Source organism: Streptomyces sp. 8N706 (assembly GCF_052245415.1).
GTDB lineage: Bacteria > Actinomycetota > Actinomycetes > Streptomycetales > Streptomycetaceae > Streptomyces.
This window is the reverse complement of sequence record NZ_JBQQBW010000103.1, coordinates 1-22790: the sequence shown is the minus strand read 5'-3', so window position 1 is coordinate 22790 and position 22790 is coordinate 1. Positions and strand designations below refer to the sequence as shown.

The following is a 22790-nucleotide window of genomic DNA, read 5'->3' as shown; positions in this document are numbered from 1 at the left end:
AAAACGTCCCCCCCGACCCCCGAGCAGTCCCGTCGAGCAAGCAGTTCGACCGAGCGCAGCGTCCGTCACCGTCCGAGAGAGTTGGTCCAGCCGTGATTATGGGGTTCTCGATCGCCCTGATCGTCTTCAGCCTGCTGATGATGCTGCTGGTGCTGATGCACAAGGGAAAGGGTGGCGGTCTGTCCGACATGTTCGGTGGCGGTATGCAGTCCTCGGTCGGCGGCTCCTCCGTCGCCGAGCGGAACCTCGACCGGATCACCATCGTGGTCGGACTGCTGTGGTTCGCGTGCATTGTCACTCTCGGAGTGCTCGTCAAACTGGACGGCTGACGCACTGTCGCAAGCGCGGGCTTATCATGAGGCTTGCGTCCTTGGGGGGCGGTGTGTAACTCCTGTCACTGGACGCGCGTTGGGCCTTACGTAGACTGGGGCGCTCGGCAGCGGAGCTGCCTATTGATGCTTCGCGGCACCATCACGCAGGGAGTTACGACCGTGGCAAGTGGCAACGCGATCCGTGGAAGTCGGGTCGGAGCGGGGCCGATGGGGGAGGCCGAGCGGGGCGAGTCCGCGCCGCGCCTCCGCATCTCCTTCTGGTGCTCGAACGGGCACGAGACGCAGCCGAGCTTCGCCAGCGACGCGCAGATTCCCGATACCTGGGACTGCCCCCGCTGCGGCTTTCCCGCCGGCAAGGACCGGGACAACCCGCCGGACCCGCCGCGCACCGAGCCGTACAAGACGCACCTCGCCTACGTCCGGGAGCGGCGCAGTGATGCCGATGGTGAGGCGATCCTCGCCGAGGCGCTCGCCAAGCTGCGGGGCGAGATCTAAGCTCTGTCCGCCGCTCGCACAGTGGCCTTTCCTTCGGCCCGGCCTCCCAGGAGAATCCCTGGGGGGCCGGGCCGAACGCGTCCAGGCCGTGCGGTGGCCGACGCCTGGGGGGTGTCCCCATGCTGTCGGCAGCCGGGCCGTTCCTGACCGGTGTCGCCGTGCCGACACCCGCGCGTGGCCGTGGCGACAGCCGGGAGACACCGCGTACCGGATCCTGATCAATTAGGTTGGGACCCGCAGCGGGGCAGGTACGAGAGAAGTGGTGATGGGCGCAGATGAATGCAGAAGGCCGTACCAGGCTCGATCGGTTGCCGGAGTGGACCGCGTTGGGCAGGCATCGGGAGCTGCTGGGGGAGGTGCAGCTGCGCGAGCTGTTCGAGGGTGACCCCGACCGCGGCGAGCGGTACGCCCTCCAGGTGGGCGATCTGCACCTGGACTACTCCAAGCACCTGATCACCGACCAGACGCTGCGGCTGCTGCGCGAGCTCGCGGCGGCGACGGGTGTGGCGGAGCTGCGGGACGCGATGTTCCGCGGAGAGAAGATCAACGTCACGGAGGTCCGCGCGGTGCTGCACACCGCGCTGCGTGCCCCCCGGGACGCGGTCATCCGGGTGGACGGCGAGAACGTCGTCCCGAAGGTGCACGCGGTGCTCGACAAGATGGCGGGCTTCGCCGACTCGGTCCGCTCCGGGAAGTGGGTCGGCTCCACGGGCCGGCGGATCAGGAACGTCGTCAACATCGGCATCGGCGGCTCCGACCTCGGCCCGGCCATGGCGTACGAAGCGCTGCGCGCGTACACCGACCGCTCGCTGACCCTCCGGTTCGTCTCCAATGTCGACGGCGCGGATCTGCACGAGGCGGTACGGGACCTGGACCCGGCCGAGACGCTCTTCATCGTCGCCTCGAAGACCTTCACCACCATCGAGACGGTCACCAACGCGACCTCGGCCCGCAAGTGGCTGCTGGACGGGCTCGGCGGGGACGAGGCCGCGGTGCCGTTCCACTTCGTGGCCCTCTCCACGAACGGGGAGGAGGTGGCGAAGTTCGGCATCGACACCCAGAACATGTTCGAGTTCTGGGACTGGGTCGGGGGGCGGTACTCCTTCGACTCCGCCATCGGTCTCTCGCTGATGATCGCCATCGGCCCGGAGCGCTTCCGCGAGATGCTGGACGGCTTCCACCTCGTCGACGAGCACTTCCGGACCGCTCCGCCGGAGGCAAACGCTCCGCTGCTGCTGGGTCTGCTGGGCATCTGGTACTGCAATTTCCACGACGCCCAGTCGCATGCGGTGCTTCCCTACAGCCACTACCTCTCGAAGTTCACCGCCTACCTCCAGCAGCTGGACATGGAGTCCAACGGCAAGTCCGTGGACCGCGAGGGCAACCCGGTGAACTGGCAGACCGGACCGGTCGTCTGGGGCACGCCCGGCACCAACGGCCAGCACGCGTACTACCAGCTGCTGCACCAGGGCACCAAGCTGATCCCGGCCGACCTCATCGGCTTCGCCCGTCCCGTCGACGAGCTGAGCCCCGAACTGGCCGCACAGCACGATCTGCTGATGGCCAATCTGTTCGCCCAGGGGCAGGCGCTCGCCTTCGGCAGGACCGCCGAGGAGGTCGCGGCCGAAGGCGTGCCGCCCGAGCAGGTGTCGCACCGCACCTTCCACGGCAACCGCCCCACCACCACGATCCTGGCGACGGAACTCAGCCCGTCGGTGCTGGGCCAGCTGATCGCGCTGTACGAGCACAAGGTGTTCGTCCAGGGCGCCGTCTGGAACATCGACTCCTTCGACCAGTGGGGGGTCGAGCTGGGCAAGGTCCTGGCCAAGCGCATCGAGCCCGTACTGACCGAGGGCACCGGCGGCACGGGCCTGGACAGCTCCACCGCCGCTCTGGTCGCTCGCTACCGCACGCTGCGCGGACGCTGAGGAGCGTTCCCCGGGCCAGGAAAGCCCCGGTCACGCTGGCCGGGAAGGCCCGGGTCCGCCGGCGGCCCGGCGCGGACCAGTGCCGGACAGAAGCCCCGGGGCCAGTGGTCCCGGGGCTTCGGACGACGACCGGTGACCCGTACCGGCGACCGCGATCAGCGGTCAGGAGGGTCCACGAACTGGTGGGGCAGTGCTCAGGGGGAGGCGGGCGGGTACAGCCCGCGCGGCAGCCTCGCCGCCGCGGCCGCGTCGAGCAGCCACAGCGTCCGGCTGCGCCCCCGCGCCCCGGCCGCCGGAGCCTGGATCTCACCGGCCCCCGACAGCGCGATCGCCGCCGCCTGGGCCTTGTCCTCGCCCGCGGCGAGCAACCACACCTCACGCGCCGCCCGGATCGCCGGGAGGGTGAGCGAGATCCGGGTGGGTGGTGGCTTCGGTGCGCCCCGCACCCCGACGACCGTACGCTCGGTCTCCCGGACGGCCGGCATCTCCGGGAAGAGCGAGGCCACATGCGTGTCCGGGCCCACGCCCAGCAGCAGCACGTCGAAGGAGGGCACCGAGGCGTGGTTCTCCGGCCGCGCCGCCGCCGCGAGTTCGGCCGCGTACGCCTCCGCCGCCGCCTCCACGTCGTCGTTGAACGGCCCGTCCGCGGCCGGCATCGGATGGACCCGCTTCGGGTCGAGCGGCACCGCGTCCAGCAGCGCCTCCCGGGCCTGGGTGTCGTTCCGCTCCGGGTCGCCCTCAGGCAGGAAGCGCTCGTCCCCCCACCACAGATCCAGCCGTGACCAGTCCACGGCGTCCCGGGCCGGGGACCGGTGCAGCGCGGCCAGCAGGCCGTTGCCGTTCCGTCCGCCGGTGAGCACCACCGAGGCGAAGCCCCGGGCGGCCTGGGCGTCCACGAGCTTCGTGATCAGCCGGGCCGCCGCGGCCTGCGCCATCAGCTCCTTGTCGCGGTGGACCACGACCTGAGGAGCGGTCACTTCGCCGCCTTCCGGGCTGTGGTGCTCTCCGCCGGCGCGGCCGGTGCCTCGGTCGCGGCAGCGGAGCCGGTGTCGTCGGTTCCGGCGGGCGGGCGACGGCCGGAGTCGCCCGTTCCGGCAGCGATGACGCTCTTTCCCTGCTTGGTCGCCCCGAACTTCACCGTGGCCGCGTAGATCTCGTCCGGGTCCAGCCGCCGGAGCTCCTCGGCGATCAGCTCGTTGGTCTCCCGTCGCTTCAGCGCCACATGCCGGTCCGGCTGGCCGGGCATGGCCAACTCGGCCAGGGAGCCATTGGCCCGGTCCAGGCAGATCGTGCCGTCGGCCGTCTCCAGTCGTACGGCGGTCAGGCCCGGCCCTTCCGAGACGGTGCGTTCGACCGGCACGCCCAGCCGGTCGGCGAGCCACAGCGCGAGCAGCTCGCTGCTCGGGTTGTACGCCTCGCCCTCCACCACGGCTGACTTGATCGCCGAGTGCCTCTGGTCCAGGGCTGCCGCGAGCACACTGCGCCACCCCGTGATCCGGGTCCAGGCCAGATCGGTGTCGCCCGGGCTGTAGGCCTTGGCCCGCAGCTCCAGCGTCGCGACCGGGTCCTCGGTGGCCGCCGCGTCGGTCACCCGGCGGGCCGCCACCTGCCCGATCGGGTCCTCGGCGGGGTTCTCCGGCCCCTCCTCGGGCCACCAGACGACCACCGGGGCATCGGGCAGCAGCAGGGGGAGGACGACCGAGTAGGCGTGGTGGGCGAGTTCACCGTGCAGCCGCAGCAGCACGGTCTCCCCGGTACCGGTCTCGCCGCCGACCCGTACCTCCGCGTCGAGCCGGGCCATCTTGCGGTCGCGCGGCGAGCGCCCCGGCCGCTTGATGACCACGAGGATCCGGGAGGGGTGCTCCTTGGACGCCTCGCTCGCGGCTCTCAGCGCGTCGTAGTGGTTTCCCTCGTCGGTGACGATCACCAGGGTGAGCACCATGCCGACGGCGGGCGTGCCGGTCGCCCGGCGCGCCTTGACCAGAGCGTGGTTGATCTGGCTGGAGGTGGTCTCGGTGAGTTCGGTCCTCATGGCCGGCGCCAGCTCCGTCCGTCTCGTGCGAGCATCTCGTCCGCGGCCTTCGGCCCCCAGGTGCCGGCGGTGTACTGCTCGGGCCGGCCGTGCTTGTCCCAGTACGCCTCGATCGGGTCGAGGATGCGCCAGGACTCCTCCACCTCCTGATGGCGGGGGAAGAGGTTGGCGTCGCCCAGCAGGACATCGAGCAGCAGCCGTTCGTACGCCTCGGGGCTGGACTCGGTGAAGGACTCGCCGTACGCGAAGTCCATCGTCACGTCCCGGATCTCCATCTGGGTGCCGGGCACCTTGGACCCGAACCGGATGGTGACCCCCTCGTCCGGCTGCACCCGGATGACCAGGGCGTTCTGCCCGAGCTCCTGGGTGTCGGTGGTGTCGAAGGGGGAGTGCGGTGCGCGCTGGAAGACCACCGCGATCTCGGTGACCCGGCGGCCGAGCCGCTTTCCGGTCCGCAGATAGAAGGGGACTCCCGCCCAACGGCGGTTGTCGATCTCCAGCTTGATCGCGGCGAAGGTGTCGGTGCGCGAGTCCGGCGAAATGCCGTCCTCCTCGAGGTAGCCGCGCACCTCCGTGCCGCCCTGCCAGCCGCGCGCGTACTGGCCGCGTACGGTGTGCCTGCCCAGGTCCCGGGGCAGCTTGACGCCGCCGAGGACCTTCAGCTTCTCGGTCACCAGCGCCTTGGCGTCGAAGGAGGAGGGCTCCTCCATCGCGGTCAGCGCCAGCAGCTGGAGCAGATGGTTCTGGATCACATCACGGGCGGCGCCGATGCCGTCGTAGTACCCGGCGCGCCCCCCGATGCCGATGTCCTCGGCCATCGTGATCTGGACATGATCGACGTAACTGCGGTTCCAGATCGGCTCGAACATCGTGTTGGCGAAGCGCAGCGCCATGATGTTCTGGACCGTCTCCTTGCCCAGGTAGTGGTCGATCCGGAAGACATCGCCCGGGCGGAAGACCTCGTGGACGATGTTGTTGAGCTCCTGGGCGCTCTTCAGGTCGTGGCCGAAGGGCTTCTCGATCACGGCGCGCCGCCAGGAGTCGCCCGAGCCCTCCGAGAGACCGTGCTCCCTGAGCTGCTCCACGACGGTGGGGAAGAACTTCGGCGGCACCGACAGATAGAAGGCGAAGTTGCCGCCCGTTCCGCGGGCCTTGTCCAGCTCCTCTATCGTCGACTTCAGCTTCTCGAAGGCGCCGCCGTCGGAGAACTCGCCGGGCACGAAGCGGAAGCCCTCGGCGAGTTGCTGCCAGACCTCCTCGCGGAACGGCGTCCTGGCGTGTTCCTTGACAGCGTCGTGCACGACCTGCGCGAAGTCCTCGTGCTCCCAGTCGCGGCGGGCGAAGCCGATGAGCGAGAAGCCCGGCGGCAGCAGCCCGCGGTTGGCCAGGTCGTAGACGGCCGGCATCAGCTTCTTGCGGGACAGGTCTCCCGTGACGCCGAAGATGACCAGGCCGGACGGCCCCGCGATACGCGGAAGCCGCCGGTCCCGTGGGTCACGCAGCGGATTGCCCCGTGCGGACGGTGTGGTCAATTCACGCCTCCGATGGGGCGAGGCGCTTGAGCTCCGCCTCGGTGGACTTCAACAGGTCGATCCAGGCGGTCTCGAACTTCTCGACGCCCTCGTCCTCGAGGACCTGGACCACGTCGTCGTAGGAGACACCGACCGTCGCCAGCGCATCGAGGTCGGCCCGGGCCTGCTCGTAGGTGCCGCGCACGGTGTCGCCCCTGATGTCGCCGTGGTCGGCGACCGCCTCGAGGGTGGCCTCCGGCATGGTGTTCACGGTGCCGGGGGCGACCAGCTCGTCGACGTACAGGGTGTCCTTGTACGCGGGGTCCTTGACCCCGGTCGAGGCCCACAGCGGACGCTGCCGGTTGGCGCCGGCCTTCTCCAGGGCCGCCCAGCGGTCCGAGGCGAAGACCTCTTCGTACGCCTGGTACGCGAGCCGGGCATTGGCGATGGCGGCCTTGCCGCGCAGCTCCTTGGCCTCGGGGGTTCCCAGGGCGTCCAGCCGCTTGTCGATCTCGGTGTCCACCAGGGAGACGAAGAAGGACGCGACGGACTCGATCTGGGCGAGGTCCAGCCCGGCGGCCTTGGCCTTCTCCAGACCGGCGAGATAGGCGTCCATCACCGCGCGGTAGCGCTCCAGCGAGAAGATCAGCGTGACGTTGACGCTGATGCCCTTGCCGATGGTCTCGGTGATCGCAGGCAGGCCCGCCCGGGTGGCCGGAATCTTGATGAAGGTGTTCGGCCGGTCGACCAGCCACGCGAGCTGCTTGGCCTCGGCGACGGTGGCCCGGGCGTTGTGCGCCAGACGCGGGTCGACCTCGATGGAGACCCGGCCGTCGCGGCCGCCGGTCGCGTCGAAGACCGGCCGCAGCACGTCGGCGGCGTCCCGGACGTCCGCTGTCGTGATCATACGGACGGCTTCCTCGACGGTCACCCGGCGGGCGGCGAGGTCGGCGAGCTGCTGCTCGTACCCGTCGCCACCGGAGATCGCCTTCTGGAAGATCGACGGGTTGGTGGTCACGCCGACCACGTGCTGCTGGTCGATCAGCTCGGCGAGGTTGCCGGATGTGATGCGCCGGCGAGACAGGTCGTCCAGCCAGATCGCCACGCCTTCGTCGGAGAGGCGCTTGAGTGCGTCTGCCATGAGAGTTGCATCTCCTACTTGTCGTCTAGGGGCGTCAGCGACCGAGGGCGGCGAGAGATTCCCGCGCGGCGGTCTCGACCTCGTCGGCGGTGATGCCGAACTCGCGGAACAGCACCTTGTAGTCGGCGCTCGCACCGAAGTGCTCCAGCGAGACGATCCGGCCGGCTTCGCCGACGAACCGGTGCCAGGTCAGGCCAATTCCGGCTTCGACCGCGACCCGGGCCTTCACGGACGGCGGGAGCACGCTGTCGCGGTACCCCTGGTCCTGCTCCTCGAACCATTCGACGGACGGCATCGAGACGACCCGGGCCGGGACACCGGTCGACTGGAGCCTCGCGCGCGCCTCGACGGCCAGCTGCACCTCGGAGCCGGTCGCGATCAGGATGACCTGGGGCGCCGCGCTCTGCCCGTCGGGCCCTTCGGCCTCGAACAGGACGTAACCGCCCTTGGCGGCGTCGTCGTTGGGCGCGTACGTCGGCACGTTCTGCCGGGTGAGGGCCAGACCGTGGGGCGCGGGCCTGGCGCTGTGGCGGCGCATGATCTCGCGCCAGGCGACCGAGGTCTCGTTGGCGTCCGCGGGCCGGACCATGTTCAGCCCCGGGATGGCGCGCAGCGCCGCAAGGTGCTCGACCGGCTGGTGGGTCGGGCCGTCCTCGCCGAGGCCGATCGAGTCGTGCGTCCAGACGTAGGTGACCGGCAGTCGCATCAGCGCGGCCAGCCGCACCGCCGGGCGCATGTAGTCCGAGAACACCAGGAACGTGCCGCCGTAGATACGGGTGTTGCCGTGCAGGGCGACGCCGTTCATGGTCGAACCCATGGCGTGCTCGCGGATGCCGAAGTGGACCGTCCGGCCGTACGGGTTCGCCTCGGGCAGCGGGTTGTCCGCGGGGAGGAACGAGGACGACGGGTCGATCGTGGTGTTGTTCGAGCCCGCGAGGTCGGCGGAGCCGCCCCACAGCTCGGGGATCACACCGCCCAGCGCCTTGAGGACCTCGCCGGACGCCTTACGGGTGGCGACGTCCTTGCCGGCCTCGAAGACGGGCAGCTTCTGCTCCCAGCCCTCGGGCAGCTCACCCGCGGCGATGCGGTCGAACTCGGCGGCGCGCTGGGGGTTGGCGTTGCGCCACTCCTGGAACTGCTTGTCCCAGGCGGCGCGCGCCTCACGGCCGCGGTCCAGCGCCTGCCGGACATGGGCGAACACCTCGTCGTCGACCTGGAAGTCCCGCTCGGGGTCGAAGCCGAGCACCTTCTTGGTCGCGGCGACCTCCTCGGCGCCGAGCGCGGAGCCGTGGGCCGCTTCGGTGTTCTGCGCGTGCGGCGCGGGCCAGGCGATGATCGTACGGGCCGCGATGATGGAGGGGCGCTCGGTCTCGGCCTGTGCGGCCTTGAGCGCCGCGTACAGCTGGTGGATGTCGAAGTCGCCGTTCGGGGCCTGCTCGATGCGCTGGACGTGCCAGCCGTACGCCTCGTAGCGCTTCAGGACGTCCTCGGACAGCGCGGTCGCGGTGTCGCCCTCGATCGAGATGTGGTTGTCGTCGTACAGGGCGACGATGCTGCCGAGCTTCTGGTGGCCCGCCAGCGAGCTGGCCTCCGCCGAGATGCCCTCCTCCAGGTCGCCGTCGGAGACGATCGTCCAGATCGTGTGGTCGAACGGGGAGGACTGCGGGGCGGCATCCGGGTCGAAGAGGCCGCGCTCATAGCGGGCGGCCATCGCCATGCCCACGGCGTTGGCGATGCCCTGGCCGAGCGGGCCGGTGGTGGTCTCGACGCCGGCGGTGTGGCCGTACTCGGGATGGCCCGGTGTCCTGCTGCCCCAGGTGCGGAAGGATTTCAGGTCGTCCAGCTCCAGGCCGTAGCCTGCCATGAAGAGCTGGATGTAGAGGGTCAGGCTGGTGTGGCCGGGGGAGAGGACGAAGCGGTCGCGTCCCGTCCAGTTCGCGTCCGCCGGATCGTGCCGCATCAGCTTCTGGAAGAGCAGGTACGCGGCCGGAGCCAGGCTCATGGCTGTGCCCGGGTGGCCGTTACCGACCTTCTGCACGGAATCCATGGCCAGAACGCGGGCGGTGTCGACAGCCCGCTGGTCCAGTTCGGCCCACTCGAGGTCTGTGGTGGTCGGCTTGGTGCTCACCCTGAGTCAGGGCTCCTCTCCACATGTCGAAGCCGGTGACCTTCTGCGCACCGGGCGCTGTCGAGCCTACCCTCGCGTGAACGCGCATTTTTCGATGTGTCTCGGCTGCCGGACCGGTGTCCGGCGCTACCGAATACGTGTGTCCTACGTCTCTGTCTCAGGCGGGCGGGCACTTTTCCGGAGCGAAGGGAGCGGTGCGGCTCCGCTCGTCAGCAGTGCTCCCGGGCATGAACCGACGACGGCCAACACGACCCACCCCCGGGACGGGCGGCGTATCCGCTACGTCTAGAGTGGCGTGGTACGCGCAAGTCCTCACCGGCCTTCATCACCGGTGCTTGCTGGTCTGTGCCCGCGGTGCGAGCCGCCGGAGCCGCTATACAGGGGTGTACGTGACGGCCGTCGAATCCCGTCCTGCGGGTGGGGGTACTCCCCCTGGCTCCGCCGGGGGAACCCCCACCCACGCCCGCGGGGCTATGGGGGAGATCGAGGAGAGTCCCGGTCACCGGCCGCTCGGGGCCCGGGTCATGGGGTTCGTGGCTCTGACGAAGCCGCGGATCATCGAGCTGCTGCTGATCACCACCGTGCCGGTGATGTTCCTGGCCGAGCAGGGCGTGCCGGATCTGTGGCTGGTACTCGCCACCTGCGTCGGCGGATACCTCTCCGCCGGCGGCGCCAACGCGCTCAACATGTACATCGACCGTGACATCGACGCCCTCATGGACCGTACGTCCCAGCGGCCGCTGGTGACCGGCCTGGTGTCCCCGCGCGAGGGTCTGGTGTTCGGCCTGGCGCTGGCCGTGATCTCCACGGTGTGGTTCGGCGTCCTGGTCAACTGGCTGTCGGCGGCGCTGTCCCTGGGGGCGCTGCTCTTCTACGTCGTCGTCTACACGATGATCCTCAAGCGGCGCACCGCCCAGAACATCGTGTGGGGCGGTATCGCCGGCTGCATGCCGGTCTTCATCGGCTGGTCCGCCGTGACGAACTCGGTCTCCTGGGCCGCCGTCGTCCTCTTCCTCGTCATCTTCTTCTGGACGCCGCCGCACTACTGGCCGCTCTCGATGAAGGTGCGGGAGGACTACGCGCGCGTGGGCGTGCCGATGCTGCCCGTCATCGCCGCCAACACGGTCGTCGCCCGCCAGATCGTGCTCTACAGCTGGGTCATGGTCGCCGTCTCGCTGGCCCTGTGGCCGCTGGGGTACGTCGGCTGGTTCTACCCGCTGGTGGCCGTCCTGGCCGGCGGATGGTGGCTCAGGGAGGCGCACGGGCTCCAGGCGCGCGCCAAGGCGGGCGCAGCGGGTGCCAAGCTCAAGGAGATGCGGCTGTTCCACTGGTCCATCACCTATGTCTCGCTCCTGTTCGTGGCCATCGCTGTGGACCCCTTCCTGCGCTGACCCGCCCTTCCACGAAGGCGTGTTCCGGCGCTGACCCGCCCTCCCGCCGAGGCGTGGCCGAAGCCACTTCCACCGGCCGTCGCCAGTTGATCTACCGGCCGGTAGCATCGTTCCCATGGCAGACACCAAGCAGGCCGAGGACAGCACTCCGGACGCCGGGGCCGAGCGCCGGGCCGCCCGGCTCGCGAAGCAGATCAAGGCCTTCGCCAAGAGCCACGGCGGGAGCGCCGAGGGCCAGCTCGCCTACATCGGACAGATGGGCACCCGGATTGTGCTCGTCGGCGAGGACGGCGGCTGGGGCGACCTCGTGGCCCCCACGCACGCGATCGCGCGGAGCGCCGCGGAGCGGGCCGGAATCACCCTGCACGACTCCTTCGACGGTGACCTCGCGGCCAAGGTCCGCACCGGCCCGTACGAGTGGAGCCGAATGGCGGGTATCCAGCTCGGAGGCCCGAGCAACACCTGAGAGCCGCCCATGCCGTCGGAGCGCGGGACGGTTCCGACGGCAGGCGCGGACGCTGTGGTCCCCCCGTCACCCCGGGTGGACCAGTACTGGTTCGGCTTGCCGCGGACCGGCCTCCGGCACCTTCGAGGTATCTCCACCACTCCGCGGCACCCGACACCGCTTTCTTCGATGCCGGGGCCGGGTGCGCGTACGCCGTTCCTGTGCGCTGCTGAATGGGCCGGGAGCCGCACTGCCCGCCCGAGCGCCATCGAGCCTGCCGTCGGACGAGCGGTGTCCTGGAGCCCGGACGGCGGCGGCCGCGCAGCACGGGCCGTCGTGACCTGATCGGTGGGCACTGAGCGCCGGGGTGCTCACGGGCCCGCGAGAACCGGGTCGCGTTGCCCGCTGGGCGCGGACGCGGCCGGAGCCGCAGCCGTCGGGAAACCGCTCCTCTTCACCACCGGCGCCACGCTCTGCCGGAGCCGGATGTGCTCGGCTCAGCGGATGGTTCCCGAGTCGCCGGCCCGGCTGCGGGGCGAGGGCGGGCCAAGGTGTTCGGTCACGCGCCGTCGACTACCGGCGGTCGCCGCACTGCTCGGTGCGGGGGACGCGCACCCGCCCAGGACCAGGGGGCTGGTGCCACTGGGCCGGGGCCCCGGTCGGCTCCCTGGCCGGTGACGGCCCTCAGACGGCGGCCTTCACCGCTGAACCCTCGGGGGACGGGCCCGGCACGCCGCTCCCGGCCTCCGGCAGCGGGCGCTCGCGCAGCGCCGACGGCACCCGTAGCACGGCGATCCACACCAGGCTGGAGCCGAGCATATGGACGCCGACGATCAGCTCGGGCAGGTGCGTGAAGTACTGGACGAAGCCCACAGCGCCCTGCGCCAGCAGCACGACGAGCAGCTCGCGGACCCGTCGGCGCGCGGCGGCGGGGGCGTCGACCGCCCGCAACGTCAGCAGCAGGGCGATCACCAGGCCGAGCAGCAGGAAGACCAGGTCGACATGGAGCTGGGTGACCCGCTCCCAGTCGAGGCGGATGCGGTGCACCTCGTGGGCGTCGCCCGCGTGCGGGCCCGCACCGGTGACGACCGTGCCGACGACGATCAGCGCGCCCGTGACCGCGACGGTCAGCCAGGCGAGCCGGCGCACCGGCTCGCCCACCAGCGGCCGGGCCGGGGCGTCCGCCTCGCCGGCGCGCTGCCACATCGCCACCGCGACCGTGAGCAGCGCGGACGCGGTCAGGAAGTGCGTGGCGACGATGTACGGATTGAGGCCGGTCAGCACGGTGATCCCGCCCACGACCCCATTGCTCATCACCATCCAGAACTGCGCCCAGCCCAGCCGGGTCAGATCACGTCGACGCGGGGCACGGGCGCGGGCGGCAATGATCGCGAGACCGACGACGGCGCAGAGAACATAGGTCAGCATCCGGTTGCCGAACTCGATGATGCCGTTGATACCCATCTCGCGGGTCGGCGTCAGGCTCCCCTCGGTGCAGGTCGGCCAGGTCGGGCAGCCCAGCCCGGACTGGGTGAGCCGGACCGCTCCACCCGTGACGATGATGACGACGGTCATCACCACGGTCGCCAGCGCGGCCCGGCGCACAAAGCGCGCGGAGGGCTGCCAGCGGCGGGCGATCTGCTCGAGGGGGTTCAGCGAATTCGGCACGGGTTCATCGTAGGCGGGGGCTTGTGCAACTTTTCACGAGGGGTCCCCCGGGAGGTGCCGCAGGGCCCCGGTTACCGGACGGTCCAGGGCCGGGGCGGCCCCTCCGGACCTCCGTGGAACGGCAATCGGTCGCTCCCCGGCGGAAGACCGGTCACTCCCAGCGGAAGAAGCGCGCCGCGGCGCCCAGGCCCAGCGCCGCCCACACCGCGAGAATCCCCAGGTCGCCCCACGGCACGCCCGTACCCTGCTGGAGCACGTCCCGCAGCCCGTCCGACAGCGCCGAGATCGGCAGCAGCTGGAGCACGCTCTGCGCCGCGTCGGGGAACTTGCTCAGCGGCACGACGACCCCGCCCGCGACCAGCAGCAGGAGGAAGACCAGATTGGCCGCGGCCAGGGTCGCCTCGGCCTTGAGGGTGCCCGCCATCAGCAGGCCGAGCCCGGAGAACGCCGCTGTGCCGAGTACGAGCAGCAGCAGGACAGCCCCCGGGTTGCCGTGCGGCGACCAGCCGAGCGCGAAGGCCACCACCGTCAGCAGCACGATCTGCAGCACCTCGGTGACCAGCACCGAGCCCGTCTTCGCGGTCATCAGCGCCCAGCGAGGGAGCGGTGTGGTGCCGAGCCGCTTGAGCACGCCGTACCGGCGCTCGAAGCCGGTGGCGATGGCCTGTCCGGTGAAGGCCGTGGACATCACGGCGAGCGCCAGGATGCCGGGGGCCAGGAAGTCCACCGGCTCGCCCCGGCCCGTATCGACGATGTCCACCACGCTGAACAGCGTCAGCAGCAGGGTCGGGATCACCACCGTCAGCAGCAGCTGCTCGCCGTTGCGCAGCAGCATCCGGGTCTCCAGCGCCGTCTGCGCCGCGATCATCCGGCCGAGCGGCGCCGCTCCGGGCTTCGGGGTGAACGTACCGGTGGCGGTCATCCGCGCAACTCCTTGCCCGTCAGCTCCAGGAACACGTCCTCCAGGGTGTGCTGCTCGACCGCGATCCGGTCCGGCATCACGCCGTGCTGGGCGCACCAGGACGTGACGGTGGCCAGCAGCTGCGGGTTGATCTTGCCGGTGACGCGGTACGTACCGGGGGTCAGCTCGACGGCAGCGGTGTCCGCGGGAAGCGCCTTGAGCAGTGCGGCGAGGTCGAGCCCGGGCCGCCCGGTGAAGCGCAGGGTGTTCTCCGCGCCCCCCCGGCAGAGCGCCTCGGGGCTGCCCTGGGCGACCACCCGGCCGGCGTCGATGATCGCGACATCGTCCGACAGCTGCTCGGCTTCGTCCATGGAGTGCGTGGTGAGGACGACCGTGACGCCGTCGGCGCGCATCTCCCGCACCAGCTCCCACGTGGCGCGCCGGGCCTGCGGATCGAGCCCGGCGGTCGGCTCGTCGAGGAAGACCAGTTCGGGCCGTCCGATGACGGCCATGGCGAGCCCCAGCCTCTGCTGCTGGCCGCCCGAGAGCCGTCGGTAGGCCGTACGCCCGCAGGAGCCGAGGCCCAGGCGTTCGATCAGCGTGTCCACGTCGAGGGGGTGGGCGTGCAGCTTGGCCGTGTGGCGCAGCATTTCGTCGGCGCGGGCCCCCGGGTAGACCCCGCCGGACTGGAGCATCACGCCGATGCGGGGGCGCAGGGCCGCCGCGTCCGCGAGGGGGTCGAGGCCGAGGACCCGTACCGTGCCGGCGTCGGGGCGGCGGTAGCCCTCGCAGGTCTCGACGGTCGTGGTCTTCCCGGCGCCGTTGGGGCCGAGGACCGAGGTGACGGTGCCCGCGCCGACGGACAGGTCGAGGCCGTCGACCGCGGTCTTCGGGCCGTACCGCTTGACCAGTCCCTGGACCTGGACGACGGGGACGCTTCGCATGCCGCAGAGTCTACGAACCGCGGCCGTCGCCGTGGTCGCCAGGGGCGGGGAGCGGTGCGACAGCCGTGCGCCACCGGCCGCGCACCGTTCGTCGTACGCCCGGACGAGAGATGCGCGCGCGCCGGGGTGTACCGCTCTTCGGCCACGGCGGCGCGTCGGAGCATTGGCGCCCGCCCCGCGGCGAGGGCACGTTCCGGGCTGCCGGACCTGGTGCGGGCGTACGGCGAGGTGCTCCCGGGCCGGTACCGACGGCCCGCGCTCCCCGGTCCCGGTGCGCCCGGGGGCGGGCTCCGTCCGCGCTGCCCGTACCGTCCCTTAGGTGACCCTTAGTGACAGAGCCCACGCGTATGCCCGCGGATCGTGGGTTGTCGCATCGCGGAGAATTACGCAACAATGGCGTTGTGAAATACACGAGCGAGGCCGAGAAGGCGGCGGCGGTCCGGGAGACCGCCGAATCCCCCCTGCCCGCTCACCCCACATCGTTCGAGGACGACGGACAGCGCAGCACCCGTAATCGCGTGGCCCGGTCGATCCTCGACCACGGCCCGTCGACGGCGGCCGAACTGGCCAGCCGTCTCCAGCTCACCCAGGCCGCGGTCCGCCGCCACCTCGACTCGCTGGTCGCCGACGGAGTCGTCGAGCCCCGCGAGCAGCGGATCTACGGTTCGCGTGGCCGCGGCCGCCCGGCCAAGGCCTTCGCCCTCACTGACAGCGGGCGGGACGCCTTCGACCAGGCGTACGACACCCTGGCGGCCGACGCCCTGCGCTGGATCGCGCAGACGGCGGGCGGCGGGGAGAAGGGCGACGCCGCCGTCGCCGCGTTCGCCCGCGCCCGGCTCGCCGCCCAGGCGGTGAGCTACCGCGAGGCCGTGGAGAGCGCCGATCCCGAGGACCGCACCGAGGCGCTGGCCAGGGCGTTGACCGCCGACGGGTACGCTGCTACGGCGCGCAGCGCACCGGTCGGCGAGCAGCTCTGCCAGCACCACTGCCCGGTCGCGCATGTCGCCGAGCAGTTCCCGCAGCTGTGCGAGGCGGAGACCGAGGTCTTCGCCGGCCTGCTCGGCACCCATGTCCAGCGACTGGCCACGATCGCTCATGGCGACGGGGTGTGCACGACCTTCATCCCGAAGAAGAGCGGCGCCCCCAGAACCGCGCACGAGACCACTACAGCATCTGCAAGCACGTCCGGGAGGAACCCCGCATGACTCTCCCCACGGAGACTGCCCACCCCGAACTCGAGGGCCTGGGTAACTACGAGTACGGCTGGGCCGACTCCGACGTGGCCGGCGCTTCCGCGAAGCGTGGTCTGTCGGAGGAGGTCGTCCGCGACATCTCCCAGAAGAAGTCCGAGCCGGACTGGATGCTGAAGCTGCGGCTCAAGGGGCTGAAGCTGTTCGACAAGAAGCCCATGCCGACCTGGGGCTCCGACCTGTCGGGCATCGACTTCGACAACATCAAGTACTTTGTGCGCTCCACGGAGAAGCAGGCCGCCTCCTGGGAGGACCTGCCCGAGGACATCAAGAACACCTACGACAAGCTGGGCATCCCGGAGGCGGAGAAGCAGCGCCTCGTCGCGGGTGTCGCCGCCCAGTACGAGTCCGAGGTCGTCTACCACCAGATCCGCGAGGACCTGGAGGAGCAGGGCGTCATCTTCCTGGACACCGACACGGCGCTCAAGGAGCACCCGGAGCTCTTCAAGGAGTACTTCGGCACCGTCATCCCGGTCGGTGACAACAAGTTCGCGTCGCTGAACTCGGCGGTGTGGTCGGGCGGCTCGTTCATCTACGTGCCGAAGGGCGTGCACGTGGAGATCCCGCTCCAGGCCTACTTCCGGATCAACACCGAGAACATGGGCCAGTTCGAGCGGACGCTGATCATCGTCGACGAGGACGCCTACGTCCACTATGTCGAGGGCTGCACCGCGCCGATCTACCAGTCGGACTCGCTGCACTCCGCGGTCGTCGAGATCATCGTCAAGAAGGGCGCCCGCTGCCGTTACACGACCATCCAGAACTGGTCGAACAACGTCTACAACCTGGTCACCAAGCGCGCCGTGGCGTACGAGGGCGCGACCATGGAGTGGGTCGACGGCAACATCGGCTCCAAGGTCACGATGAAGTACCCGGCCGTCTACCTCATGGGCGAGCACGCCAAGGGTGAGACGCTGTCCATCGCCTTCGCGGGCGAGGGCCAGCACCAGGACGCCGGCGCCAAGATGGTCCACATGGCTCCGAACACCTCCTCCAACATCGTCTCGAAGTCGGTGGCCCGGGCCGGAGGCCGTACCTCCTACCGCGGTCTGATCGAGATCGGCGAGGGCGCCGAGGGCTCGAAGTCCAACGTGCTCTGCGACGCGCTGCTCGTCGACACCATCTCCCGCTCGGACACCTACCCGTATGTGGACGTCCGTGAGGACGATGTGTCCATGGGTCACGAGGCGACCGTCTCCAAGGTCAGCGACGATCAGCTCTTCTACCTGATGAGCCGGGGCATGAGCGAGACCGAGGCGATGGCGATGATCGTGCGTGGCTTCGTCGAGCCGATCGCGCGTGAGCTTCCCATGGAGTACGCGCTGGAGCTCAACCGGCTGATCGAGCTGCAGATGGAGGGCGCGGTCGGCTGACACCCAGCCGCCCGTACCGAGCCCCGCTTCGCGGGGCCGTCCCGTGAAGTGTGAGTGAACCGAAGGGCATGGCGCTCCCGAAGGCATCGGGAGCGCCGGAGCCGCCCGAGGCGAGCGAACCCAATCAGGCAGAGAGAGAGCACGACAACAGCCATGGCTGAGGCTCAGAACATTCCGGCGGGGGCCACCACCACCGGGTCCATCGCGGTGGCAGCGGAGTCCACCGTCGCCACGCGGATGAGTGCGCCGCCGTCCTACGACGTGGCGGACTTCCCCGTGCCCCACGGCCGTGAGGAGGAGTGGCGCTTCACTCCCCTCGAGCGGCTCAAGGGCCTGCACGACGGCACCGCCGTCGCGAACGGCGGCGGCGTCAAGGTCGAGGTCACCGCGCCCGCGGGCGTGACGGTCGAGACCGTGGGCCGGGACGACGCCCGGGTCGGCAAGGCCGGCACCCCGGTGGACCGCGTCGCGGCCCAGGCGTACTCCTCCTTCGAGAAGGCCTCGGTCGTCTCGGTGCCCAAGGAGGCCGTGCTGACCGAGCCGATCCGGATCGCCGTGCACGGCGACGGCGGCACGGCCTTCGGCCACCAGATCATCGAGCTCGGCGCCTTCGCCGAGGCGGTCGTCGTGATCGACCACACCGGTGACGCCGTGGTCGCGGCCAATGTCGACTATCTGCTGGGTGACGGCGCCAAGCTCACCGTCGTCTCGGTCCAGGACTGGGACGACACGGCCGTGCACACCGCGCAGCACAACGCTCTCGTCGGCCGGGACGCCTCGTTCAAGTCGATCGTGGTGACCTTCGGCGGCGATGTCGTCCGGCTGCACCCGCGGGTGCAGTACGCGGGCCCCGGCGGCGAGGCCGAGCTGTTCGGTCTGTACTTCACCGACAACGGCCAGCACCAGGAGCACCGTCTCTTCGTCGACCACAACACCCCGCACTGCCGCAGCAACGCCGTGTACAAGGGCGCGCTGCAGGGCCAGGACGCGCACGCGGTGTGGATCGGCGACGTCCTCATCCGGGCCGCCGCCGAGGGCACCGACACCTATGAGCTCAACCGGAACCTCGTACTCACCGATGGCGCCCGCGTCGACTCGGTGCCCAACCTGGAGATCGAGACCGGCGAGATCGTCGGTGCCGGGCACGCCTCGGCCACCGGCCGCTTCGACGACGAGCAGCTCTTCTACCTGATGGCGCGCGGCATCCCGGCCGACGAGGCCCGCCGGCTGGTCGTCCGAGGCTTCTTCGCCGAGCTCGTCCAGCAGATCGGGCTGCCGGACCTCGAGGAGCGGTTGATCGCCAAGATCGACGCCGAGCTGGAAGCGTCCGTGGCATGAGCGAGGCATTCGTACGCGTCTGCGCGCTGGACGAGCTGGAGGAGGACACCCCCAAGAGGGTGGAGCTCGACGGCACGCCGGTTTCGCTGGTGCGCACCGACGGAGACGTGTTCGCGATCAACGACATCTGCTCGCACGCCAACGTCTCGCTGTCCGAGGGCGAGGTGGAGGACTGCACCATCGAGTGCTGGCTGCACGGGTCGCGCTTCGACCTGCGCACCGGCAAGCCGTCCGGTCTGCCCGCCACCCGCCCCGTCCCCGTATACCCCGTAAAGATCGAAGGAGACGGCCCAGATGCATCTGTGCTCGTCTCCGTCACCCAGGAGTCCTGAGGCACCCATGGCAACGCTTGAGATCCACGACCTGCACGTCTCCGTCGAGGCCGAGAACGGCCCCCGCGAGATCCTGCGCGGCGTCGACCTGACCCTGAAGCAGGGGGAGACGCACGCCATCATGGGCCCGAACGGCTCCGGCAAGTCCACGCTGGCGTACTCCCTCGCGGGCCACCCCAAGTACAGCGTCACCGGCGGCACCGTCACCCTCGACGGCGAGGACGTCCTGGAGATGTCGGTCGACGAGCGCGCCCGCGCCGGTGTCTTCCTCGCCATGCAGTACCCGGTCGAGGTGCCCGGCGTCTCGGTCTCCAACTTCCTGCGCACCTCCGCGACCGCGGTCCGCGGCGAGGCGCCCAAGCTGCGCACCTGGGTGAAGGAGGTCAAGGAGGCCATGGAGCGCCTCAACATCGACCCTTCCTTCGCCGAGCGCAATGTCAACGAGGGCTTCTCCGGCGGTGAGAAGAAGCGCCACGAGATCCTTCAGCTCGAGCTGCTCAGGCCGAAGATCGCGATTCTCGACGAGACCGACTCCGGGCTGGACGTCGACGCGCTGCGGATCGTCTCCGAGGGCGTCAACCGGGTCCGCGAGAGCGGCGAGGTCGGCACCATGCTGATCACCCACTACACGCGTATTCTGCGCTACATCAAGCCCGACCAGGTCCATGTCTTCGCCCACGGCCGGATCGCCGAGTCCGGCGGCCCGGAGCTCGCGGACAAGCTGGAGAACGAGGGCTACGAGGCCTATGTGAAGGGCGGCGCTACGGGTGAGTGACGCTCCCCCGGCCTTCGGCACCGGGGTCCCCAAGGCCTTCGGCATGGGGAACCCCGAGGCCGTGGTTCCGCAGGCGAACGACACCCCCCACCGCCGCCGTACGGGCGGGGACGGGGGCATCACCCAGGCGACAGCCCTGGGCGAGATCGGAGGGCAGAGGGCGTGACGACACTGCCGGGCCTCCTCGACACCGAGGCGATCCGCAAGGACTTCCCCATCCTGGACCGCGTGGTCCACGACGGGAAGAAGCTCGTGTACCTGGACAACGCGGCGACGTCGCAGAAGCCACGCCAGGTGCTCGACGCTGTGAGCGGCTATTACGAGAGGTACAACGCCAACGTCCACCGCGGTGTGCACGTCCTCGCCGAGGAGGCCACGGCGCTGTACGAGGGCGCACGCGACAAGGTCGCGGAATTCATCAACGCGCCGAGCCGCGACGAGGTGATCTTCACCAAGAACGCCTCCGAGTCGCTCAACCTCGTCGCCAACATGCTGGGCTGGGCCGATGAGCCCTATCGGGTGGACCGCGACACCGAGATCGTCATCACGGAGATGGAGCACCACTCCAACATCGTGCCGTGGCAGCTGCTGGCGCAGCGCACCGGTGCGAAGCTGAAGTGGTTCGGCCTCACCGACGAGGGCCGGCTCGATCTCTCCACCATCGACCAGATCATCACCGAGAAGACAAAGATCGTCTCGTTTGTGCTGGTCAGCAATATCCTGGGCACGATCAACCCCGTCGAGGCGATCGTACGGCGGGCCCAGGAGGTGGGCGCGCTGGTGCTGATCGACGCCTCGCAGGCCGCCCCGCACATGGCCATGGACGTACAGGCGCTCCAGGCGGACTTCGTGGCCTTCACCGGCCACAAGATGTGCGGCCCGACCGGGATCGGCGTGCTGTGGGGCCGGCAGGAGCTCCTCGAGGATCTCCCTCCCTTCCTCGGCGGCGGCGAGATGATCGAGACCGTGTCGATGCACTCGTCGACCTACGCGCCCGCACCGCACAAGTTCGAGGCCGGCACGCCCCCGATCGCCCAGGCCGTGGGCCTCGGCGCGGCCGTGGACTACCTCACCGCGATCGGCATGGACAACATCCAGACCCATGAGCACGCCCTCACCGAGTACGCGGTGGGCAGGCTGCTGGAGGTCCCGGACCTGCAGATCATCGGCCCGATGACGGCCGAGGACCGCGGGGCGGCGATTTCCTTCACACTCGGGGACATCCACCCCCATGACGTGGGGCAGGTGCTCGACGAGCAGGGCATCGCGGTCCGGGTGGGGCACCACTGCGCCCGTCCGGTCTGCCTGCGGTACGGAATTCCTGCGACCACGCGAGCGTCGTTCTATCTGTACTCCACCCCCGCCGAGGTCGACGCCCTGGTGGAGGGCCTGGACTACGTACGGAACTTTTTCGGTTGATGGGCACAGCGTGAGGGACAGGCTGACTCGTGAAGCTTGATTCGATGTACCAGGAAGTGATCCTGGACCACTACAAGCACCCGCACGGGCGCGGGCTGCGCGACGGCGACGCCGAAGTGCATCACACCAACCCGACGTGCGGTGACGAGATCACGCTGCGCGTCCGGCTGAACGGCGGGACGGTCGAGGACGTCTCGTACGAGGGCCAGGGCTGCTCGATCAGCCAGGCCAGTGCCTCGGTGCTGAACGAACTGCTGGTGGGTAAGGACCTCGCCGAGGCGCGCAGGATTCAGGAAACGTTTCTGGAGCTGATGCAGTCCAAGGGCCGGATCGAGCCGGACGACGCGATGGAAGAGGTCCTGGAGGACGCCGTCGCGTTCGCCGGGGTCTCCAAGTACCCGGCGCGCGTGAAGTGTGCTCTGCTGAGCTGGATGGCCTGGAAGGACGCCACTGCCCAGGCACTGGGCGACGAGGCTGCGAGGAAGACGGCATGACCGAGAACGCAACGACTGAGAACGCCCGGTCCGCGGCGGCCACCGTCGAGGAGGTCACCGAGGCGCTGATGGACGTGGTCGACCCCGAGCTGGGGATCGATGTCGTCAATCTGGGCCTGATCTACGGTGTCCATATCGACGACGCCAATATCGCCACCGTCGACATGACGCTGACGTCGGCGGCGTGTCCGCTGACCGATGTCATCGAGGACCAGGCGAAGTCCGCCACCGACGGCCTGGTCTCCGAGCTCCGGATCAACTGGGTCTGGATGCCGCCGTGGGGCCCGGACAAGATCACCGACGATGGCCGCGAGCAGCTGCGCGCGCTCGGCTTCAACGTCTGACACCTTCGTCCGCGACCGCCCGTCGCGCTGACACAGCCATGCCCGCCAGGCAGACTGGCGGGCGTGGCTGTTGCGCTCTATCAGATCGCCGTCGACGCCCATGACGTGCGCGGACTGGCTCGTTTCTGGTGCGAGGTGCTGAACTGGAAGGTGCTCTTCGACGATCCGGAGGAGGTCGTCATCGGCGCCGACGAGGACGCCTGGCCGGGGATCGTGTTCCTGCCCGTACCCGAGCGGAAGACGGTGAAGAACCGGCTGCATCTGGACCTCAGCCCGGATGACCAGGCGGCCGAGGTCGAGCGGCTGCTGGCGCTCGGGGCACGGCGGGCGGACGTCGGCCAGGGCGAGGACGCGACATGGGTCGTGCTGGCGGATCCGGAGGGCAATGAGTTCTGTGTCCTCCGCCCGAAGCAGACCCTGATCGACTAGGGCGTGTTTCGAAAGTAGCGCCGTCCGCCCGAAGGGCGGGGGTCGCGGCGGCTGGTGCGTGCGATCGCAAGGCGGTGGGGGTACCCCCGGCCGGAGGCTGGGGGAGGTCGTCCTCGTACT

At 70.0% G+C, this 22790-nt stretch carries 23 protein-coding genes; 15 read left to right on the top strand and 8 right to left on the bottom strand.

Annotation, left to right across the window (positions count from 1 at the left end):
• The first annotated feature begins 98 nt into the window (after positions 1-98).
• The 3 genes from secG to pgi all read left to right on the top strand — a co-directional run bounded on the left by secG (position 99) and on the right by pgi (position 2755).
• Positions 99-329: a preprotein translocase subunit SecG gene (gene secG / locus ACTWQE_RS27745; protein ID WP_443331800.1), complete on the top strand. Its 231-nt coding sequence runs from the start codon at positions 99-101 to the stop codon at positions 327-329.
• Between the two features lie 162 nt (positions 330-491).
• A complete protein-coding gene (locus ACTWQE_RS27740; RefSeq protein ID WP_076971064.1) occupies positions 492-827 on the top strand; it encodes an RNA polymerase-binding protein RbpA in 336 nt (111 codons plus the stop codon).
• Between the two features lie 275 nt (positions 828-1102).
• The gene (gene pgi, locus ACTWQE_RS27735; protein WP_443331799.1) at positions 1103-2755 is read left to right on the top strand and encodes a glucose-6-phosphate isomerase; all 1653 of its coding nucleotides are present in this window, start codon (positions 1103-1105) and stop codon (positions 2753-2755) included.
• 194 nt (positions 2756-2949) lie between these two features.
• On the opposite strand, the gene pgl is transcribed toward pgi, so the two are convergent.
• From pgl to tkt, 5 genes are read right to left on the bottom strand one after another with little or no spacing between them, the layout of a single operon-like run.
• A complete protein-coding gene (gene pgl, locus ACTWQE_RS27730; protein WP_443331798.1) occupies positions 2950-3732 on the bottom strand; it encodes a 6-phosphogluconolactonase in 783 nt (260 codons plus the stop codon).
• Positions 3729-4787 carry a glucose-6-phosphate dehydrogenase assembly protein OpcA gene (gene opcA / locus ACTWQE_RS27725; RefSeq protein WP_443331797.1) on the bottom strand — a complete coding sequence of 353 codons (1059 nt, stop codon included), beginning with the start codon at positions 4785-4787 and terminating at the stop codon, positions 3729-3731. Before opcA ends, pgl begins: the two co-directional genes overlap by 4 nt.
• The gene (gene zwf / locus ACTWQE_RS27720; protein ID WP_443331796.1) at positions 4784-6319 is read right to left on the bottom strand and encodes a glucose-6-phosphate dehydrogenase; all 1536 of its coding nucleotides are present in this window, start codon (positions 6317-6319) and stop codon (positions 4784-4786) included. Before zwf ends, opcA begins: the two co-directional genes overlap by 4 nt.
• Before the next feature lies 1 nt (position 6320).
• Positions 6321-7439 carry a transaldolase gene (gene tal, locus ACTWQE_RS27715; protein ID WP_443331795.1) on the bottom strand — a complete coding sequence of 373 codons (1119 nt, stop codon included), beginning with the start codon at positions 7437-7439 and terminating at the stop codon, positions 6321-6323.
• Positions 7440-7473: 34 nt separating this feature from the next.
• Positions 7474-9567, bottom strand: a complete 2094-nt coding sequence (gene tkt / locus ACTWQE_RS27710) for a transketolase (protein WP_443331794.1) — start codon at positions 9565-9567, stop codon at positions 7474-7476.
• Positions 9568-10040: 473 nt separating this feature from the next.
• On the opposite strand from tkt, the gene ACTWQE_RS27705 reads away from it, so the two are divergent.
• Both ACTWQE_RS27705 and ACTWQE_RS27700 read left to right on the top strand, forming a co-directional pair.
• Positions 10041-10958, top strand: a complete 918-nt coding sequence (locus ACTWQE_RS27705) for a heme o synthase (RefSeq protein WP_443331793.1) — start codon at positions 10041-10043, stop codon at positions 10956-10958.
• A gap of 115 nt (positions 10959-11073) precedes the next feature.
• Positions 11074-11424: a hypothetical protein gene (locus ACTWQE_RS27700; protein ID WP_443331792.1), complete on the top strand. Its 351-nt coding sequence runs from the start codon at positions 11074-11076 to the stop codon at positions 11422-11424.
• Between the two features lie 663 nt (positions 11425-12087).
• Here the strand turns inward: ACTWQE_RS27700 and ACTWQE_RS27695 are convergent.
• The 3 genes from ACTWQE_RS27695 to ACTWQE_RS27685 all read right to left on the bottom strand — a co-directional run bounded on the left by ACTWQE_RS27695 (position 12088) and on the right by ACTWQE_RS27685 (position 14916).
• The gene (locus ACTWQE_RS27695; protein ID WP_443331791.1) at positions 12088-13071 is read right to left on the bottom strand and encodes a COX15/CtaA family protein; all 984 of its coding nucleotides are present in this window, start codon (positions 13069-13071) and stop codon (positions 12088-12090) included.
• A 151-nt stretch (positions 13072-13222) separates the two neighbouring features.
• On the bottom strand, positions 13223-13993 hold the full coding sequence (locus ACTWQE_RS27690; RefSeq protein ID WP_443331790.1) for an ABC transporter permease: 771 nt from the start codon (positions 13991-13993) through the stop codon (positions 13223-13225).
• The gene (locus tag ACTWQE_RS27685; protein WP_443331789.1) at positions 13990-14916 is read right to left on the bottom strand and encodes an ABC transporter ATP-binding protein; all 927 of its coding nucleotides are present in this window, start codon (positions 14914-14916) and stop codon (positions 13990-13992) included. Before ACTWQE_RS27685 ends, ACTWQE_RS27690 begins: the two co-directional genes overlap by 4 nt.
• A 401-nt stretch (positions 14917-15317) precedes the next feature.
• Between ACTWQE_RS27685 and ACTWQE_RS27680 the strand changes: the two genes are divergently transcribed.
• The 10 genes from ACTWQE_RS27680 to ACTWQE_RS27635 all read left to right on the top strand — a co-directional run bounded on the left by ACTWQE_RS27680 (position 15318) and on the right by ACTWQE_RS27635 (position 22670).
• The gene (locus ACTWQE_RS27680) at positions 15318-16121 is read left to right on the top strand and encodes a helix-turn-helix transcriptional regulator (protein WP_443331788.1); all 804 of its coding nucleotides are present in this window, start codon (positions 15318-15320) and stop codon (positions 16119-16121) included.
• Positions 16118-17539 (top strand): Fe-S cluster assembly protein SufB, encoded by a 1422-nt coding sequence (sufB, locus tag ACTWQE_RS27675; RefSeq protein ID WP_443331787.1) that lies wholly within the window; start codon positions 16118-16120, stop codon positions 17537-17539. The genes ACTWQE_RS27680 and sufB overlap by 4 nt, the downstream gene beginning before the upstream one ends.
• A 153-nt stretch (positions 17540-17692) precedes the next feature.
• Positions 17693-18877, top strand: coding sequence for a Fe-S cluster assembly protein SufD (sufD, locus tag ACTWQE_RS27670; protein ID WP_443331786.1), 1185 nt, complete (start codon positions 17693-17695; stop codon positions 18875-18877).
• Entirely contained in the window at positions 18874-19209 is a 336-nt protein-coding gene (locus ACTWQE_RS27665; RefSeq protein ID WP_443331785.1) for a non-heme iron oxygenase ferredoxin subunit, read from the top strand. The genes sufD and ACTWQE_RS27665 overlap by 4 nt, the downstream gene beginning before the upstream one ends.
• A 7-nt stretch (positions 19210-19216) precedes the next feature.
• On the top strand, positions 19217-19984 hold the full coding sequence (gene sufC / locus ACTWQE_RS27660; RefSeq protein ID WP_443331784.1) for a Fe-S cluster assembly ATPase SufC: 768 nt from the start codon (positions 19217-19219) through the stop codon (positions 19982-19984).
• Entirely contained in the window at positions 19977-20150 is a 174-nt protein-coding gene (locus ACTWQE_RS27655; RefSeq protein ID WP_443331783.1) for a hypothetical protein, read from the top strand. The genes sufC and ACTWQE_RS27655 overlap by 8 nt, the downstream gene beginning before the upstream one ends.
• Positions 20147-21403 carry a cysteine desulfurase gene (locus ACTWQE_RS27650; RefSeq protein ID WP_443331782.1) on the top strand — a complete coding sequence of 419 codons (1257 nt, stop codon included), beginning with the start codon at positions 20147-20149 and terminating at the stop codon, positions 21401-21403. Before ACTWQE_RS27655 ends, ACTWQE_RS27650 begins: the two co-directional genes overlap by 4 nt.
• A 29-nt stretch (positions 21404-21432) precedes the next feature.
• On the top strand, positions 21433-21897 hold the full coding sequence (gene sufU, locus ACTWQE_RS27645) for a Fe-S cluster assembly sulfur transfer protein SufU (RefSeq protein ID WP_443331781.1): 465 nt from the start codon (positions 21433-21435) through the stop codon (positions 21895-21897).
• Entirely contained in the window at positions 21894-22241 is a 348-nt protein-coding gene (locus ACTWQE_RS27640; RefSeq protein ID WP_443331780.1) for a metal-sulfur cluster assembly factor, read from the top strand. The genes sufU and ACTWQE_RS27640 overlap by 4 nt, the downstream gene beginning before the upstream one ends.
• Positions 22242-22304: 63 nt before the next feature.
• Positions 22305-22670 carry a VOC family protein gene (locus ACTWQE_RS27635; RefSeq protein WP_443331779.1) on the top strand — a complete coding sequence of 122 codons (366 nt, stop codon included), beginning with the start codon at positions 22305-22307 and terminating at the stop codon, positions 22668-22670.
• The last annotated feature ends 120 nt before the right edge of the window (positions 22671-22790 follow it).